The organism is Methanolobus chelungpuianus (assembly GCF_024500045.1).
Taxonomy (GTDB): Archaea; Halobacteriota; Methanosarcinia; order Methanosarcinales; family Methanosarcinaceae; genus Methanolobus; species Methanolobus chelungpuianus.
This window is the reverse complement of the sequence record NZ_JTEO01000004.1, coordinates 387,133-402,501: the sequence shown is the minus strand read 5'-3', so window position 1 is coordinate 402,501 and position 15,369 is coordinate 387,133. Positions and strand designations below refer to the sequence as shown.

Genomic DNA, 15,369 nt, shown 5'->3' with positions numbered 1-15,369 from the left:
GCACCTCAGTTTGCCTTCAACTGCTGTTTGAGCAGGTCGATACCAGTTTGCATGGAGTCATTGATCCGGAGGGACTCAGGACCGCCGCCGCGAGCCATGTTCGGACGGCCGCCGCCGCCACCGCCAACTGCCCTGGACATCGTGGAAACGATCTTCCCGGCATCTGCGCCGGCCTTAAGCGCATCCTCGCCTGCGGCTGCCACTATCTTGACACCGCTACAGTCGCTTGCAAGAATGGCAATGACATCCTTGTTCCCGGTAAGTTCGCCTGCTATCTTGACAAGCTCGTCAGCGTCCGCATTTGGCACCAGTTCTGCTACGACCCGCATGCCACCGATAACGCAGGCGCTGTCCGCCATCCGGCTCACACGCATACGTGCCAGCTCTTCTTTCAGGCGCTCATTGTCCTTCTTGAACTCCTTCCATTCGCTGAAGAAGCGGTCGATAGTTGCTGGCAGGTGCTCCGGCAGAACTCTCAGGGCCTCCGCGGACTGGTTCAGGCATTCCTCCATTCTCTGAGTGGCCCTCACTGCAGCAAGACCGGCAGCATATTCTATACGCTCAACACCATCCTGGATGCGCTCAGTCTTGAGGATCTTTATGGGCCCCACAAGACCTGTGCTGGTGCAGTGGGTACCTCCGCAGGCCTCCACGTCATCAGCTACCTTGAGCACACGTATCCTGTTTCCCGGGGGAACTCCTCCCTGGTACAGCTTAAAGCCGTACTTCTTCTCCGCTTCTATCCTGTCAAGCCACTCGGCCGTAACACGCTGGTTCTCCATTACAGTACGGTTTGCTATGAGCTCTATGCGATTCAGCTCTTCAGGGATGATGCGTTTGTAATGGGATATGTCCAGGCGGGCACGGTCAGTGCTCTTCTGCGCACCTGCCTGCCAGACATGATCACCAAGTACCTTTCTTGCAGCATCGTTGACGATGTGTGTCGCAGTGTGATGGCAGGCGTGGGCCATCCTCCTTTCCTCGTCCACTTTACCGACAACCAGATCGCCTTTGCGCAGGTGGAGTTCATCCTCTAGCTTGTCGATGATGTGCACGATCACGCCATTGACCACCTGCACATCGATGACTTTCAGGACATTGTCGTACACCGTTATGGTCCCGTGGTCCGCAGGCTGCCCGCCGCCCTCGGGATAGAAGAGCGTGCTGTCAAGCACAAGGTGGTTGTCGAAAACATCAAGCACCACAGCTTCGAACTTCATCCTGGTGGGTTCGTCGTAGAATAGGCGCTTCGTCTTTGGCAGCTTCTCCACGCGCTCCATGTACGGGAACACCTTCTCTTCCTTTGCCTCTGCCTTGCTGTGGCCCTCTGCCACAAGTGAGTAGAAGTTATCAGGGAGCTCTACCTCGACACCCATCCCGGAAGCAGCTTCCCTGGATATCTCAGGAGGGATTCCGTGGCTGTCGTACATCTCGATGAGTGTTGCCAGAGGTATCTTCTCGCCGGTTGACTTGTAGTGCTTGGCGGATTTCTGGATCATGCGCCTGCCGCGCTCAAGTGTCTCGTCGAACTTCTTTTCCTCATGGGCAAGGATATCTTCGATGACATCGAACTTCTCGGAGAACTCAGGATATTCAGGCAGGTTCCTGATGTGCATGTTCACGATATCGGCCAGCGAGGCGTCGATGTCCATATCCTTCATCATCCTGAGGGTCCTGCGCAGCACAAGACGGGCAAGGTAGCCTGCTTTCACGTTTGACGGGATCACGCCGTCAGCAAGCATGAATGTCAGGCAGCGGGTGTGGTCGGTGATAGCGTAAACGTTCTCCACCGGCTCCATGATGGCAGAGAGCTTCTCTACGGAAGTCCCGATGCTGGATGCCACCTGCTTGCGTAGCTGAAGCAGGTTTGCCTTCTCGCTCACGTCCATGAGCCCTGCAAGGCGTGCATTCTGGGCAAGGATATTGGCATACTCTGGATCATCGATCTCATGCTCAAGGCCTGCAAGCTGCATTAGCTCGCTCACGATTCCCGGGAAGACTGCATCGTATATAGTGGGCGAACCCTTGGAAGCCCATACAAAGCGCTCAAGGCCGTATCCCGTGTCCACTATATAGTTGTCCATCTTACGGTAGGTCTCGCCCTTGATAGGGATGGTCCCGTCCTTTGATTGCTGGAGATCCATGAACACCAGTGTGGCGACCTCAAGGCCGCCTATGAGCGCCTCTACGCAGGGACCGGCATTCCCGCCTCCTGCCCAGGGCTCTTCCTTGTAGGTGACTGCAAGAGGGTCAACTCCCAGTGAGTTGAACAGCTCGTCGCACAGTCCCATTGTCCTTTCCTTCCAGTAGATCTCCTCCCCCTTTTTATTGAAGGCGTGATGAGCCATCATCTCAAAGGTCGTGAGGTGGCGGCCGCTCCTTCCCACTGCATCAAGGTCCGAGAGACGTATGCATGGCTGGGATATGGTCAGGGGATTGGCCGGAGGCGGAACCTGGCCCGATGTGACGAAGGGCTGGAAGTCTGCGATGGATGCAATGGTAAGATAGATGTCGTCCCTCCACCTGGCAACTACAGGATACCTCTCAAGTCTTGTGTGGCCACGATCCTCGAAGAACTTGAGGTAATATTCCCTCATCCCGGCAAGATCGAACTTCCTGTTAAAGACAGGGCTGCCTATGAAGGAATAGGGGTCACACGGGGCATCCCCGCATGTGTTCCTTTCAGGATCCCTTGTCCAGTAGAACTTTCCGCATTTTGAACATTGCTTACGGACAAAACCGTTTTCGGAAAAAAAATCAAGTTGATACTCATCCTCAAGCATAATTACTCCAACTTAGATGATTGTTTAATGAAATTAATTCTTCCAAGTACAACCTAATGATTAAAAACATTTCTTATCAGCAGATTCGGGAGGAATAATAAGAGCACTTATATAAATATACATCCCTTCCTGAGCACCTGACTATCGTATCTATTGCAGAAACTGATCTTAATTAATAGTTTTATGAACATGACATGCCAGATAAAAGTACATAAGTCGAAAATCGAGGACATTACCTATAAATGCATGGTCAGGAAATTGCATAAGTGGTGATGACCTAATGGAATCAATGCGGTACATGTCTTTAATCTTTAGAGGATTGGTCGAAGAGTACAACAACTTCGGAGTAAGGCCTTCTGTATTCATGGACGCGGGCGGTAACCTGCAGGTATATCTTTGCGATCCCATCATTGAAGAGAACAAGGACTATGGTATCGATGTTGAATCCGACTACGATGTCAATGGCGCACAGTTCAGTGAGCCATACACCGCATTAATGGCCGTCCCGACTGTTTCTGCCGAGTCTGAGATCAATCTGGAGTTCAAGCGCAGATCACTCAATAAGAGCATCTGAGAACAGTTGATAATACTAACCTGCAAGCCGGGTTTGAAAACGGACGAGAGATAATGGATTATAAAAAGCTCCTTAAAGTCCTGAAGAACTCAAAACAGGTCTACAGGGAAGACTATGTAAAAAAGATCTTCAGGAGTGCCCATTACGATGTCGGGTTGTTCGAAACTCAACTCAATGAGTTCAACCTTACTCTCAAGGCAAGTGACTCCGCAACCGCCAGACAGTACATGGAAAGGACGATCGCTGCCCAGGTGCTGGACGACGCTTCAATACTCCTGGAGATCGTAAAAGATAACAAGTGCCTCAGCGAGGAGCAGAACGCGGCAATCTGCGACATAATAAGCAAGCTCGACGCAATGAGCGAGGACATTGAGGTCATTGAGAAGGTAAAAGCCCTTGCAGACCTTCCTGAAGGCTCTGATGCCTGTCTCAAATCAAAGGATAAGAAGAGGGTCTTCGCCAACGTATGACAGCGAAAGCTTCCCGTTGTCCTTACTTCCCTGTTTTTAGCCATTAGTTTTAATATACATATCAGCAAAGGTATGCTCATGTCCAGTAAGATTCTGCTGACCAATGATGACGGAGTATACTCCGCAGGAATAAGGGCTGCCTACAGGAGCGTGGCAGATCTCGGAGATGTTACCGTGGCTGCACCCATGATGCAGCAGAGCGGGGTAGGCCGCTCCATATCCATTTTTGAGCCGCTCAGGGTCACCAAGACAAAGGTGGACGGCATTGAGGTCAATGCGGTAGGCGGCACTCCCACCGATTCCGTAATAATCGGCATGTTCACGATCATGAAGCAAAAGCCGGACCTCATCCTGTCAGGCTTTAACATCGGAGAGAATATCAGCACCGACACAGTGACCACCTCAGGCACTATAGGCGCGGCGCTTGAGGGGGCCAGTCACGGCATACCTGCCATTGCAGCTTCGGTCCAGGTAAAGGAGGAGGGGCTGAAGTTCGATGACAACCGGGACTATGAACACGACTTTGAGGTTGCCATCAAGGTGGTGAACAGGATAGCGCGCAATGTGCTCAGATATGGCCTTCCTGAAAAAGTAGACCTGCTTAACGTGAACATACCATACACTGTTGAGACAGATACCGAGGTAGAGATCACCCGGCTTGCCAGGAAGCTGTTCAGGACCGAAGTGGAAGAAAGGCACGACCCCAGAGGCAGGCCATATTACTGGATAGCCGGCGACCTTTCCATGGTTGACGAGGAGGGCACGGATGTCAATGCGCTGGTGCAGAAAGGACACATATCCGTTACGCCGCTATCACTGGATTCCACATCACCCATAGATCTCTCGGATATCGAGCGCCTTATCTAGGCTGATATTTTGAAGTGACAAGAACAACAGGGTACGCAGGCCGGATTCACTTCTTAACTGTTATCCGGATCTCCCTGCAATCGTCCTCAACACCCCGGAGGGTGCCCGCAGCACCCGCTACAGTACTTCCCAGGAATTCCTGGACAAAGCGGTTGATCTCGATCACTTTCCCGTCGACTATCAGTTCTACTTCCATTTTTATCACTCCAGGCTGCATCTTTCATGCCCGTAGAAGGGCACTCTCCTGCTCACTGCAAGCCGGAACAGATCGGGGAGTTCCCCGGGGCTTGCATGGGAGACATCCACAAGATCATCGTTAACAAGCAAACATGGCTTGAGCTTACCGTCCGCAGTTACACGCAGGCGGTTGCAGTTTGCACAGAATTCGGTATTATCGACCGGGCGGACGAACTCGACCTCCGCACCATTGATGATGTATTTCTTCCGGTGGTGCATGGTGCGTGTGCTTACATCGGTGGCATGGTGCAATAGTTCTTCCTCCACCTTATCCGCATCCACATGATAAGGGGCTGCATCGCGGAAGTTCATGAGCTCGATGAGCTGCAGTATCACATCGCCCTTATATCTTTTTGTGAACGCGAGCATTTTCTCGATCTCTGCCTCGTTAATATCCTTCAAAAGCACCATATTGATCTTTACAGGCGTGAGGCCCACCCTTACAGCCTCATCAATACCTTCGAGGACAGAGGGGAGAATATCACGCTTGCATCGGGTTATCATCCTGAACTTGCCCGGATCCAGCGTGTCCAGGCTCACATTGATCCTGTCCAGCCCTGCTTCCTTCAGGGAGCTTGCCCTTCCCTTGAGCAATGTCGCATTGGTGGTCAGGGACACATCCCTCAGCGGAGGCAGCGATGAGAGTATCTCCTCGAGATCCTGTCTTATAAGAGGCTCTCCTCCGGATATCTTGAGCCGGTCCACACCAAAATCTGCTGCCGCCTTCACGATATTGACAATGGTCTCCACCGACATCTCCCCGGTGCTTCCATGGTCTCCTTCATTATGGCAATAGATGCAGTTAAGGTTACACCTGTTAGTAATGGACATCCGCAGACTTCTTACCGTGCGCCCGAATGGATCGGTAAGTGTCCTGTGCGACCCGGAGGAATTCATAGTAGGTAGATAGACATTCTTTATTTAACCATTTTGAATGACTGCAGGAATAATACATATATACGTATTTGACGAACTACCCTGCATGACAAAAGCTGTACTGCTCGCCGGGACACATAGCGGCGTTGGGAAGACGACGGTGTCCATGGGAATAATGGCGGCCCTCAAAAAGAGACAGATGGATGTACAACCATATAAGGTAGGGCCCGATTACATAGACCCCACCTACCATACCGCCATATGCGGCAAGCCATCAAGGAACCTGGACACCTTCATGATGCAGGTGGAAGGGGTCAGGCGCACATTCTCCGGACATGCCGGGGACAACGACATCAATGTGATCGAAGGTGTCATGGGACTTTTTGACGGCATGGACTCCACGGAGATAGCCAGTTCCGCGCATGTGGCCAAGACTCTCGAAGTGCCTGTCATCCTTGTTGTTAACGTCCACGGCATGTCACGCAGTGCTGCCGCCCTTGTCAAGGGATTCTCGGAGTTTGACAGGGATGTCAATATCGCAGGAGTCATCCTTAACAGGGTAGGCAGCCCCAGGCATGCAAAAATGATCATGGACTGCATTCCCGACATACCTGTCGTGGGCACCCTCCCACGCAATCAGGATATCAGCGTGCCTTCGCGCCACCTGGGACTATACATGGCACACGAGCAGGATTTTGACACGACAAAACTTGCAGAGTTCATAGAACAGAACATCGACCTTGACGCTATCATTTCCATTGCGCAGAGCGCACCCGACATAGAAGCCATGCCACGGGAAGAGCTGCCTGCAGCGGATGTGAGGATAGGCGTGGCTATGGACAGTGCATTCTGTTTCTACTACCAGGAAATGTTCGATTCATTCAGGGAGGCAGGCGCAGAGATCGTGCCCTTCAGTCCCATCAAGGGGGAAGTTCCCGAAGTTGACGGCATGTATTTTGGCGGCGGTTATCCGGAACTACACCTGGAAGAGCTTGAAAACTCAAGAACTACAAAGGTCCTTAAGGACATTTCAGCGGACGGCATGCCCATTTATGGGGAATGCGGCGGACTCCAGTACCTCTCCACATCGTATGAAGTGGAAGGACGGATCTACAGGACCGCAGACCTTTTCCCGGCTGAGACTGTCATGACAAAGAAACTACAGGCCCTGGGTTATACAGAAGGGATCGCAAAAGGGGACTTTATCAAGGGGACTATAAGAGGCCACGAGTTCCACTACTCTGTCACCAGCTGTGCCAGCGATGCAAAACTGGCCTACGAGATGAAAAGAGGCAAGGGCATCAGGGACGGAAAAGACGGCATCACCGAACATAACTCACTTGCAAGCTACACGCATGCGCATCCGGCTGCTTTCCCTGTGAAGGCCTTTGTGGACAAGTGCAGGGAATACAAGCGCCGATAGTCCGAATCATGACTTACTAAGGGCTAATTGCGGGCAGCATCGGGAAGTGCCTCAGTCCCTTCCGAAGACTGCTCTTCTTTTTCTTTGACCGCGTCCCTGTTCCTGAACCACATCTTACGGCGATAGTAGTTCAGAGGATGGCTTATCCTCTTACAGGTCTCATCGGGTGCGTAGCAGTTGCCGTAGGTCTGCATGGTTGCACAGGAAGGGGGCTTATAACTGGTGCCTGATGAGCCTGCTATATGCTCCACCTGGTATCTGGCTTTCTCAGCGTCAAAATCCGGGGATGATGTGAAAAGATTCATGATATCATCCACTGACATGCCAATCCCGAGCATAAAGGAGGTCATTGCAAATCTCATGGAGTGTGCGAGGTTGACACCTGCTTGGGATTGTGATATGGCACGGGTGATGCAGGGCGGGAAAAGGCCGGCTTCAACGGTCTGGAACTCAGAGCCCTCAAAACGGCTCTTGCGCTCGTTCAGGGCATCCATGATATCTGCTATATATGGCCGGCATGACTCGCATACACCCTCAGGCACCTGCATGGGAAGAGTGCTTTCTATCCTGTGCCTGATACCTTCCTGCAGGAGGCGGGCAAACTCCTCCCTGGATACGGTCACATAGCCGTGGTCAAGCTTTCGGTTCACAAGCTTCCATTCCATAGCCTTGAGGGAACTGGCAAGCCTGATGTAGTCTGTGAAGTGGATCCTGACCACCGAATCCTTTACTTCGGCATGGATGCTGAAATCAAGGGAGAACTCACCGAGAAAGGCAGCGCCCATGGTCCTGAGGGACCTGTAGGATGCCACCGCCTCGGCCAGTGAGTAGCGCCTTGTGAGAAAAGGATCGTCTATGCATGAGACCAGGATCCTGGAGAAAGGATAGGACAGGAGTTCGATGAGCAGTTTCCTCTCATCGGAGTTGGACAGCACAGGTTTGAGGATTTCCCCTGCGATCGATTGCAGTACGCGCTCCTTGCCGCGCGCCCTCGCTGAGTCCATTGCACGGGAGGATATAAGGCTGTCAAGGGAAAAATCAAGGCTTGCCACATATCTGGCAGCCTCTGTAGTATACGGATATAATGCAAAGTCCTTGTTATCCATAGGCCTTAATCTGATTCAATGCGTGGTGCCAGCAAATATCCGATCCTGCCTGTGCCGTTTGCTATAGTGAAGCCTATCTTTACAGGGAAATCCTTGCCCAGCTCTACAGTGACCTCATTGGACCTGGAAGCGGGCTTAACTATGTCGGAGAGATAATCCAGCGAGAATAATGAGCGAGCATCCCCTGCCTTGAGGTCGATGAGCTGGTCACGGGTTATATCCAGCCTCACACGGTCAGTGTCTCCCTCGGCTTCCATATAGAAGGTGTCATCCTCAATACCCAGCAACATGTGGTCGCTTATCTTCTCGGCGGCTTTAACAGCCTTGAGAAGGTCCTTGCCGTTAAGGACGACCTCTGCGGGAAGTTCAAGCTGCGGGATCCTTGGCTCTGCCCTGATAGTTGAAGGATCGAGCAGTGCCAGAGTATAGGAGAGGCCCCCTATATGAAGGGACATCTTCTGGGACATCTCGTCAAGTTCCATGCTGAGCTTGTCCTCCTTGCCGGCAACACCGAAGATATCGTTGATCTTGGAGAGGTCCAGGCCTATCTCACAGTCATCGGCGCTGTATTCGTCAAATGCGTCGGAGCCTAGCTCGAAGCTGACCATTGCCACGTTGGCAGGATCAACGGCCCTGACGGTAATGCCTTCAGGAGATATTCTGAACCTTGCCTCATCGACAAGAACGGAAAGCGTCTCTATGGAAGTCTTTAAGATATCTGCATCGATTGTTGCCTTGAACATCTGGATTCTCCGCTAAATAAATTGGATTTCTAGGTCATTATATCCATTAACTAATAAAAGCTTTGTTTTTATAAACAGAAAGCCTGTAAAGACCTTCAGATACAAGCTATTTTATCACGTGGTTATTATACACTGTTATAGATATTAGTGATATATTAATCATACTCACGCCAGGTGGCACCACATTTTGTGCACTTGAAGAAACGGGTTTCCGATTCATCTGCCGACCTGAGCTGGCGAAGCCACCAGTATGCTACATTATGACCGCACTCCTCACATCTTACTGACGTGGTGGGCAGGCCCTGGTCCGTGTTGCCTTCAAGCACCGTGACCTCTCTGTCTGAACGTGCTGCCTTTGACAGCAGTGATTCCTGGCCAGCATCTTTCTCTTTCACATATCCGCATTTTGCATTCCTGCACTTGAACGCACCTTTTACAGGAACCATCATAGTCTTACATTTTGGACAGAATTCCATTGATATCACCTCTTGCCTGCTCTAGTATCATATTATGATCAAAAGCCATTTCAGGCAAATCATTAACGTCGAACAGGAACACATCCTTTGCATCAGAGCCGGCCTCCAGGGTTCCGTGGCCCTGTGAAAGATAGCATATACTTACCGTATGTCCCCTCGGATCGCGCAGAGGGTCAGAATATACCCCAAGTAACTTAACTATTTCTATTGAGAGGCCGGTTTCCTCCCGTGCCTCGCGGACCACTGCGCTTTCCACAGTTTCACCTATGTCCACAAAACCACCTGGCAAAGCGAACTTTCCCTCAAAAGGCGGGTTTTTGCGTTGAACCAGAACGATCCTGCCATCGTAAATAATAACAGCATCCACTGTCAGTTTTGGAGTATCTGCACACATACGAACAAAAGATTAATACGCTACATTTCATATATACAGGCATACCTATTAAAGGTGCTTGTAAATGATAGAAAATGTACTATGGGTTGCGGTGGCGTTCATGTTAGCCTGCTCACTGCTATCCAAAAAAAGAAGAATACGTAAATTGCTTGGAGCTATAGGATGGGGATTCTTTTCCATACACTGGTTCTATCAGCCAATGCACTTTATCGAAATAGGGGACTATGTCAATGTAGTGCTGGTCATCTTAGTGGGCATCATTTGCCTGTTGCTGGCCTATAATATGTTCAGGGAGTACAGGTCGTTAAGGCTTATAGGCGACGGGTCCGTTGATGTCACATCCATGGCCACCTCGGCAACAGCACTTGCCTCTTTGTTCTATTTCCCCTTCGCACAGATGGAGTTCCTCAATACGTGGATAATATCCCTTGTCACGGATAATGTGTTCTGGGTACTTCAGGTCCTGGGACATCCGGCGGAAATGGCTGCATGGAACAAGATATCTCTGAATGGATACAAGGTAGAGATAATACTTGCCTGCACGGCAATAGAGAGCATTGCACTGTTCATAGGCCTTATTGCTTCCGTGAATGCGCCACTGAAAAAGCTGGCAGCAGCATTTATGGTATCCGTACCTATAATATATGCTTTAAATATAATAAGAGATGTATTTGTGATTGTCGCATATGCCTACCAATGGTTCGGCCCAAACAGCTTTGAGATAGCACACCACACGATTGCAAAAGCAGGATCCGGCATCGCCCTTTTTGCCATAGCATACGTGGTCATGCGTATACTGCCCGAACTTGTCGACCTTATAGAAGGTATATGGTATATGGTGGCAGGATACGTTCACAGCATATATGAAAGAGTAACAGGGAACGATTAAATGCTTGCTAAAGGCTCTGCTCCATGGATTATGGCCCTTGTCGTCATCAGCACGCTTGCTGCCATTGCACACACAACCTTGTATCTGCCGTACATGGGCATGATCACAGTTCTAGGAATAGCAGGGTTGATCTTCTTCGTCTTTTTTTTCAGGGATCCCGAGAGAGAGGTTGAGCAGTCCTGCAGCAGTATGACAGCACCTGCTGACGGGAAAATTGTGGATATCAGGGGACGCAAGGTTTGTATCTTCATGAATGTCCACAACGTTCATGTCAACAGGGCACCCCTGACAGGCAAAGTGGTTGCTATAGAGTATAAGAAAGGAGGATACATCCCTGCATTTTTCAAGGATTCGGAGAGGAACGAGCGCAACCATATATTCATCGAGACTGAACATGGGATAGTAGAGGTCGTGCAGATAGCCGGGACCATAGCAAGAAGGATAGTCTCCTATGTACAGGTGGGAGACCACATGGTCAGAGGTGAAAGGCTGGGAATGATCCGCTTTGGCTCAAGGGTTGATGTGACAGTTCCCGATAACTTCGATATCCTCTGCAAGAAAGGAGATAAGGTTACTGCAGGCATGACTGTCATAGCCCGCAAGACCGACTTGAGCGATCACGAGATCGAAAGCAGCGATATCCTGGCTGCCCATGATGGTTTTGACATTCTGCGCATGAATAACGGCAGGTCACCACAGGTATAACAGCTAGCCCTAGAAAAAATGGAAGTGAACATAATAATACGGACTTTAAAAGTAGCTGATCTGGTAACACTGCTCAATTCCCTCTTAGGGTTACTGGCTGTGATACTTGTACAGAATGGTTTTACATACTTTGCACCCGTGCTTATACTGGCGGCCGCTGTCGCAGATGGTGCTGATGGTTACCTGTCAAGGCTTTTCTCCGGCAGCGAGATAGGTGCGAATCTGGATTCCCTTGCAGACGTCATCTCTTTCGGGCTTGCCCCTGTAGCAATAGTATATGCCGCAGCTGGCACAGAGGCATCATATCTTTTGCTTGCAGCACTTTGCTTTTACTTCTTCTGTGGCATTCTCAGGCTGGCAAGATTCAACACCGCCCACCAGGGACTTCCTTCCTTTAAAGGGCTTCCTATAACGGCAGGAGGGATCATTCTTTCCGCATACGTACTGGCAGGAGAGAGATATTTCCACAGCGGACTTATGATCCTGCTTTCATTTATTATCGGGCTGCTGATGATCAGCAAAGTGACATATATGAAGGCAAGGAAGCCCGTGCATGTAGGGCCAGTCGGCTTGCTCTTCACTATTACAGTGCTCTCTTACCCCATTAATACAGAATACACGCATACACTGGCGTCCCTGCTGATGGCAGTCATGATGATCTATGTGATCTCGCCGGTTTTCAGGAGAAACGGAGAAAGGAAGGTTGATGCCTGATGGAAAACATCACAGACAGGGACAATGCCCTTTTTGAGGCCGGTATCAAGCTTGGTGCACTCTATCATCAGTTCACGGGCTCGCCCATCAGCCTGAGAACCGCAGACAGCCTGGAGAGAGCAATACAGGATAGCATCTCAGTACAGCCTTTCGTAAAGAGCATCAGGGTCTCCATTGACAGGAGCATGGTCCGTTCAAAACTGAACAGCGAGTTCGGTTACTGCGAGCTTGAGGGCAGGATGCTGGACGTAAGGATCACCGTCAGTTACAATTCAGTGCTTGCGGACGTAAGACTTGCATATGATGCGGGATTGAACTATCCGCTAATGAAAATAGAGAAGGTTTACAGTTCAGAGAACTGAAACCTCTTTAAAGGCTGCAATAAGCTTTTCGTTCTGCTCAGGCGTACCCACTGTCACACGTATGAGAGAGTCGCCTGCATCCCTGAAAGACTTGCAGTCCCTGATAATTATTCCTTTTTTCAGCAGGGCCTCACTGACATCCCTGGATTTCAGTGGAGCAACGTCCACAAGCACGAAATTGGCCTGCGAGTCATATACCCGGAAAGGAATGTTCTTCAGAAGGAAGGCGCGCCCCTCGCGTGTGAACCTGATGCTTTCCTGCAGGTAGGCATCATCGGAGAGTGCAGCGACACCTGCTGCTATGGAAGGCACACTGATGTTAAAAGGGGTTGCTATCTTCATGTACTGGGACCTGAGCCAGGAAGGCATCAGGCCATAGCCCAGGCGCATGCCTGCAAGGCCAAAGGCTTTGGAGAGAGTCCTTCCAATGACGATATTGTCATATTCTTCCAGAAGACGGGACTGGTTACGGTCTGCAAATTCCACGTAGGCCTCGTCCACAAAGACCAGGCCCCGCGTGTGCTCAAGTATCCTGCGCAGGTCGGTTTCGCTCACAAGCCTTCCTGTAGGATTGTTAGGGGAACAGAGGAATATTATCTTGGTCCTTTCCGATTCTGCATTGATTATACCTTCGATATCGAAAGCATAGTCCTCAGCGGACCGCACAAAGACCGGGACCGCACCGTTCGCACGGGCCGCTATCTCATAGTATGAGAATGTGGGCAGAGGTATTATCACCTCGTCGCCGGGAGATATCAGCAGCCTCATGAGGTTGTCAAGCAGGCCGTCCATGCCAGGACCTGCTGCACAGATGTTCTCTGCCGGGATGCCGGTATAGACGGAAACTGCCTCCACCAGTTCCGAAGCATCGGCCGAGGGATAGATGTTCATAGCCTTTGTAGCTGCAGCGACAGCTGCGATGGCCCGGGGGGAAGGCCCCAGGACATTTTCATTTGAGCCCAGCTTTATAATGGAAGCAGGCTCAAGGCCGTACTTGCGGGCTATCTCCTCAATGGACTTGCCAGGGACATACTCGGCTATGCCGGCTATCTCCTTCTTTACCAGCTCAGGCCTGCTCAAGCACAGCCACCACCGAGTCGATCTGCTCTTTGGTTATTACCAGCGGAGGAGCGATACGCAATACCTTCTCGGAGGTGCAGTTGAGCAGCACGCCTTTCTTCATGGCAAAATCCACGATGTCGGCACACTTGCGGTCCAGCTCGACACCTATCATAAGCCCGCGGCCACGCACGTCTACAACGCCTTCCAGAGGAATCTTCTTCAGGCGGTTCATGAAGTAGTTGCCCATTTCGGTTGCATGCCCGAGAAGACCTTCCTTTTCAATGATATCGATTGAAGCGAGAGCTGCTGCACATGCAAGAGGATTGCCGCCAAAGGTAGCTGCGTGCTGGCCGCGCTCAAAGGAGATACCTTCACGGGCTGCTATGGCGCCCATGGGGAAACCGCCGGCCATTGCTTTTGCCATTGTCATTATGTCAGGCTCGACGCCGGAGTGCTCCTTACAGAACCACTTGCCGGTCCGGCCGAAGCCGGTCTGTACCTCGTCAAAGATGAGGAGGGTTCCTGTATCGTCACATATCTTACGGACTTCCTTGAGGTATGCATCGCTATGGATGTTTATCCCGCCCTCACCCTGGATAGGCTCCACGATAACCGCTGCGGTCTTGCCAGTGATAGCATCCGCAACCGCCTGTGCATCATTGCTGGGCACGAACTTCTCCTCCTGGACAAGCGGCTTGAAGGGCGCACGATACATTTCCTTGTACGTGAGCGATAGCGCGCCCATGGTACGCCCGTGGAATGCATGCTCGACCGCCACGAATTCGGTCTTCCCGGTCTTGGCGCGTGCAAGCTTCATTGCAGCCTCCACTGCTTCAGTCCCTGAGTTACAGAAGAACACGCGGGACATGCCTGTAAGCTGGACGAGCTTTTCGGCAAGTTCTGCCTGGGGAACGGTGTAATAGATGTTGGAAACGTGCATCAGCTTTTCTGCCTGCTTCTTTATCGCTTCCACCAGTTTGGGGTGGCTGTGCCCTACATTGTTCACTGCGATGCCCGCGACACAGTCAATGTATTCGTTGCCGTCGATATCACGGACCATACAGCCACTGCCGCTTTCCAGTACCAGGGGCTGCCGGCCATAGTTCTGCATCACGTACTTCGCATCTTTCCGGACCACGGTCTCGTGGGATGAGGATCGTGAGATTAAATGATCTGTCATGTAAACACCTTGTGCGCTATATAATGTACAAACTTATTTTAACTTATTTTAGATCTGCTTATGGATTGAATCCATAGATATAAACCTTATTCAACTGCAAACAAAACAAAGAAGGTAAAAGCCCTAAAAATAGGGCCTTCAGAGTATTCTTCTGTCCGGGACTCTTATAGCCACGTACAGATGATACAGGAAAAAGAGGACCAGTGCCTGGAAAGTAATGGACAGCACTCCGGTGAGCAGGTCATTGCCACTGGCTGACGCTACCGGACCACTGAGATCTATGAAGATTTCTGCAAGATAGAACATAAAACCCACTGTAAGCAATACGAACGCTCCTTTCAGTTTCCTGAAGGATACGTAGATCCTGGAACGGATCACGTCTGCATCTATCCTGACAAGCAAACTGGATATCATTAATGCCATCAGGAAAATGCACAACCGAAGTACAAGATCAAGAAAGTCTAGTAATTCACTGGAGCTCATAAACAGCCCTCAATATTCGTTTTAA

Annotated in this window: 18 protein-coding genes; 8 read left to right on the top strand and 10 right to left on the bottom strand. The window is 50.7% G+C overall.

Annotated elements, in window-relative coordinates:
- Positions 1 to 5 precede the first annotated feature (5 nt).
- Complete coding sequence (gene alaS, locus PV02_RS06545; RefSeq protein WP_256622577.1) at positions 6 to 2,783, bottom strand: alanine--tRNA ligase; 2,778 nt, start codon at positions 2,781 to 2,783, stop codon at positions 6 to 8.
- A 280-nt stretch (positions 2,784 to 3,063) separates the two neighbouring features.
- On the opposite strand from alaS, the gene PV02_RS06540 reads away from it, so the two are divergent.
- From PV02_RS06540 to surE, 3 genes are all read left to right on the top strand, one after another.
- Positions 3,064 to 3,357 carry a hypothetical protein gene (locus PV02_RS06540; protein ID WP_256622576.1) on the top strand — a complete coding sequence of 98 codons (294 nt, stop codon included), beginning with the start codon at positions 3,064 to 3,066 and terminating at the stop codon, positions 3,355 to 3,357.
- A gap of 53 nt (positions 3,358 to 3,410) precedes the next feature.
- Entirely contained in the window at positions 3,411 to 3,827 is a 417-nt protein-coding gene (locus tag PV02_RS06535) for a hypothetical protein (RefSeq protein WP_256622575.1), read from the top strand.
- Between the two features lie 78 nt (positions 3,828 to 3,905).
- The gene (gene surE / locus PV02_RS06530; RefSeq protein WP_425438346.1) at positions 3,906 to 4,694 is read left to right on the top strand and encodes a 5'/3'-nucleotidase SurE; all 789 of its coding nucleotides are present in this window, start codon (positions 3,906 to 3,908) and stop codon (positions 4,692 to 4,694) included.
- A 46-nt stretch (positions 4,695 to 4,740) separates the two neighbouring features.
- Here surE and PV02_RS06525 read toward each other — a convergent pair whose 3' ends face one another.
- Together PV02_RS06525 and moaA are read right to left on the bottom strand one after the other, a co-directional pair.
- Positions 4,741 to 4,890, bottom strand: coding sequence for a hypothetical protein (locus PV02_RS06525; protein WP_256622573.1), 150 nt, complete (start codon positions 4,888 to 4,890; stop codon positions 4,741 to 4,743).
- A 5-nt stretch (positions 4,891 to 4,895) separates the two neighbouring features.
- Entirely contained in the window at positions 4,896 to 5,828 is a 933-nt protein-coding gene (moaA, locus tag PV02_RS06520) for a GTP 3',8-cyclase MoaA (RefSeq protein WP_256622572.1), read from the bottom strand.
- Between the two features lie 85 nt (positions 5,829 to 5,913).
- Between moaA and PV02_RS06515 the strand changes: the two genes are divergently transcribed.
- On the top strand, positions 5,914 to 7,230 hold the full coding sequence (locus tag PV02_RS06515) for a cobyrinic acid a,c-diamide synthase CobB (RefSeq protein WP_256622571.1): 1,317 nt from the start codon (positions 5,914 to 5,916) through the stop codon (positions 7,228 to 7,230).
- Between the two features lie 23 nt (positions 7,231 to 7,253).
- On the opposite strand, the gene priL is transcribed toward PV02_RS06515, so the two are convergent.
- From priL to PV02_RS06495, 4 genes are all read right to left on the bottom strand, one after another.
- Positions 7,254 to 8,336 carry a DNA primase regulatory subunit PriL gene (gene priL / locus PV02_RS06510; protein ID WP_256622570.1) on the bottom strand — a complete coding sequence of 361 codons (1,083 nt, stop codon included), beginning with the start codon at positions 8,334 to 8,336 and terminating at the stop codon, positions 7,254 to 7,256.
- A gap of 5 nt (positions 8,337 to 8,341) precedes the next feature.
- A complete protein-coding gene (locus PV02_RS06505; RefSeq protein ID WP_256622569.1) occupies positions 8,342 to 9,079 on the bottom strand; it encodes a DNA polymerase sliding clamp in 738 nt (245 codons plus the stop codon).
- Between the two features lie 155 nt (positions 9,080 to 9,234).
- Positions 9,235 to 9,555, bottom strand: coding sequence for a transcription factor S (locus tag PV02_RS06500; RefSeq protein ID WP_256622568.1), 321 nt, complete (start codon positions 9,553 to 9,555; stop codon positions 9,235 to 9,237).
- Complete coding sequence (locus PV02_RS06495; RefSeq protein ID WP_256622567.1) at positions 9,533 to 9,949, bottom strand: NUDIX domain-containing protein; 417 nt, start codon at positions 9,947 to 9,949, stop codon at positions 9,533 to 9,535. The genes PV02_RS06500 and PV02_RS06495 overlap by 23 nt, the downstream gene beginning before the upstream one ends.
- 64 nt (positions 9,950 to 10,013) lie before the next feature.
- Here PV02_RS06495 and artA point away from each other — a divergent pair, with 64 nt between their 5' ends.
- From artA to PV02_RS06475, 4 genes are read left to right on the top strand one after another with little or no spacing between them, the layout of a single operon-like run.
- Positions 10,014 to 10,838, top strand: coding sequence for an archaeosortase A (artA, locus tag PV02_RS06490; protein WP_256622566.1), 825 nt, complete (start codon positions 10,014 to 10,016; stop codon positions 10,836 to 10,838).
- Entirely contained in the window at positions 10,839 to 11,543 is a 705-nt protein-coding gene (locus tag PV02_RS06485; RefSeq protein WP_256622565.1) for a phosphatidylserine decarboxylase, read from the top strand.
- 24 nt (positions 11,544 to 11,567) lie between these two features.
- Complete coding sequence (locus tag PV02_RS06480) at positions 11,568 to 12,257, top strand: archaetidylserine synthase (RefSeq protein WP_256622564.1); 690 nt, start codon at positions 11,568 to 11,570, stop codon at positions 12,255 to 12,257.
- Complete coding sequence (locus PV02_RS06475; RefSeq protein ID WP_256622563.1) at positions 12,257 to 12,619, top strand: dihydroneopterin aldolase family protein; 363 nt, start codon at positions 12,257 to 12,259, stop codon at positions 12,617 to 12,619. The genes PV02_RS06480 and PV02_RS06475 overlap by 1 nt, the downstream gene beginning before the upstream one ends.
- On the opposite strand, the gene hisC is transcribed toward PV02_RS06475, so the two are convergent.
- The 3 genes from hisC to PV02_RS06460 form a co-directional block, all read right to left on the bottom strand.
- The gene (hisC, locus tag PV02_RS06470) at positions 12,608 to 13,699 is read right to left on the bottom strand and encodes a histidinol-phosphate transaminase (RefSeq protein WP_256622562.1); all 1,092 of its coding nucleotides are present in this window, start codon (positions 13,697 to 13,699) and stop codon (positions 12,608 to 12,610) included. The genes PV02_RS06475 and hisC overlap by 12 nt on opposite strands.
- The gene (locus PV02_RS06465) at positions 13,686 to 14,861 is read right to left on the bottom strand and encodes an acetylornithine transaminase (RefSeq protein ID WP_256622561.1); all 1,176 of its coding nucleotides are present in this window, start codon (positions 14,859 to 14,861) and stop codon (positions 13,686 to 13,688) included. The genes hisC and PV02_RS06465 overlap by 14 nt, the downstream gene beginning before the upstream one ends.
- Before the next feature lie 138 nt (positions 14,862 to 14,999).
- Positions 15,000 to 15,344, bottom strand: a complete 345-nt coding sequence (locus PV02_RS06460; RefSeq protein ID WP_256622560.1) for a hypothetical protein — start codon at positions 15,342 to 15,344, stop codon at positions 15,000 to 15,002.
- Between the last annotated feature and the right edge of the window lie 25 nt (positions 15,345 to 15,369).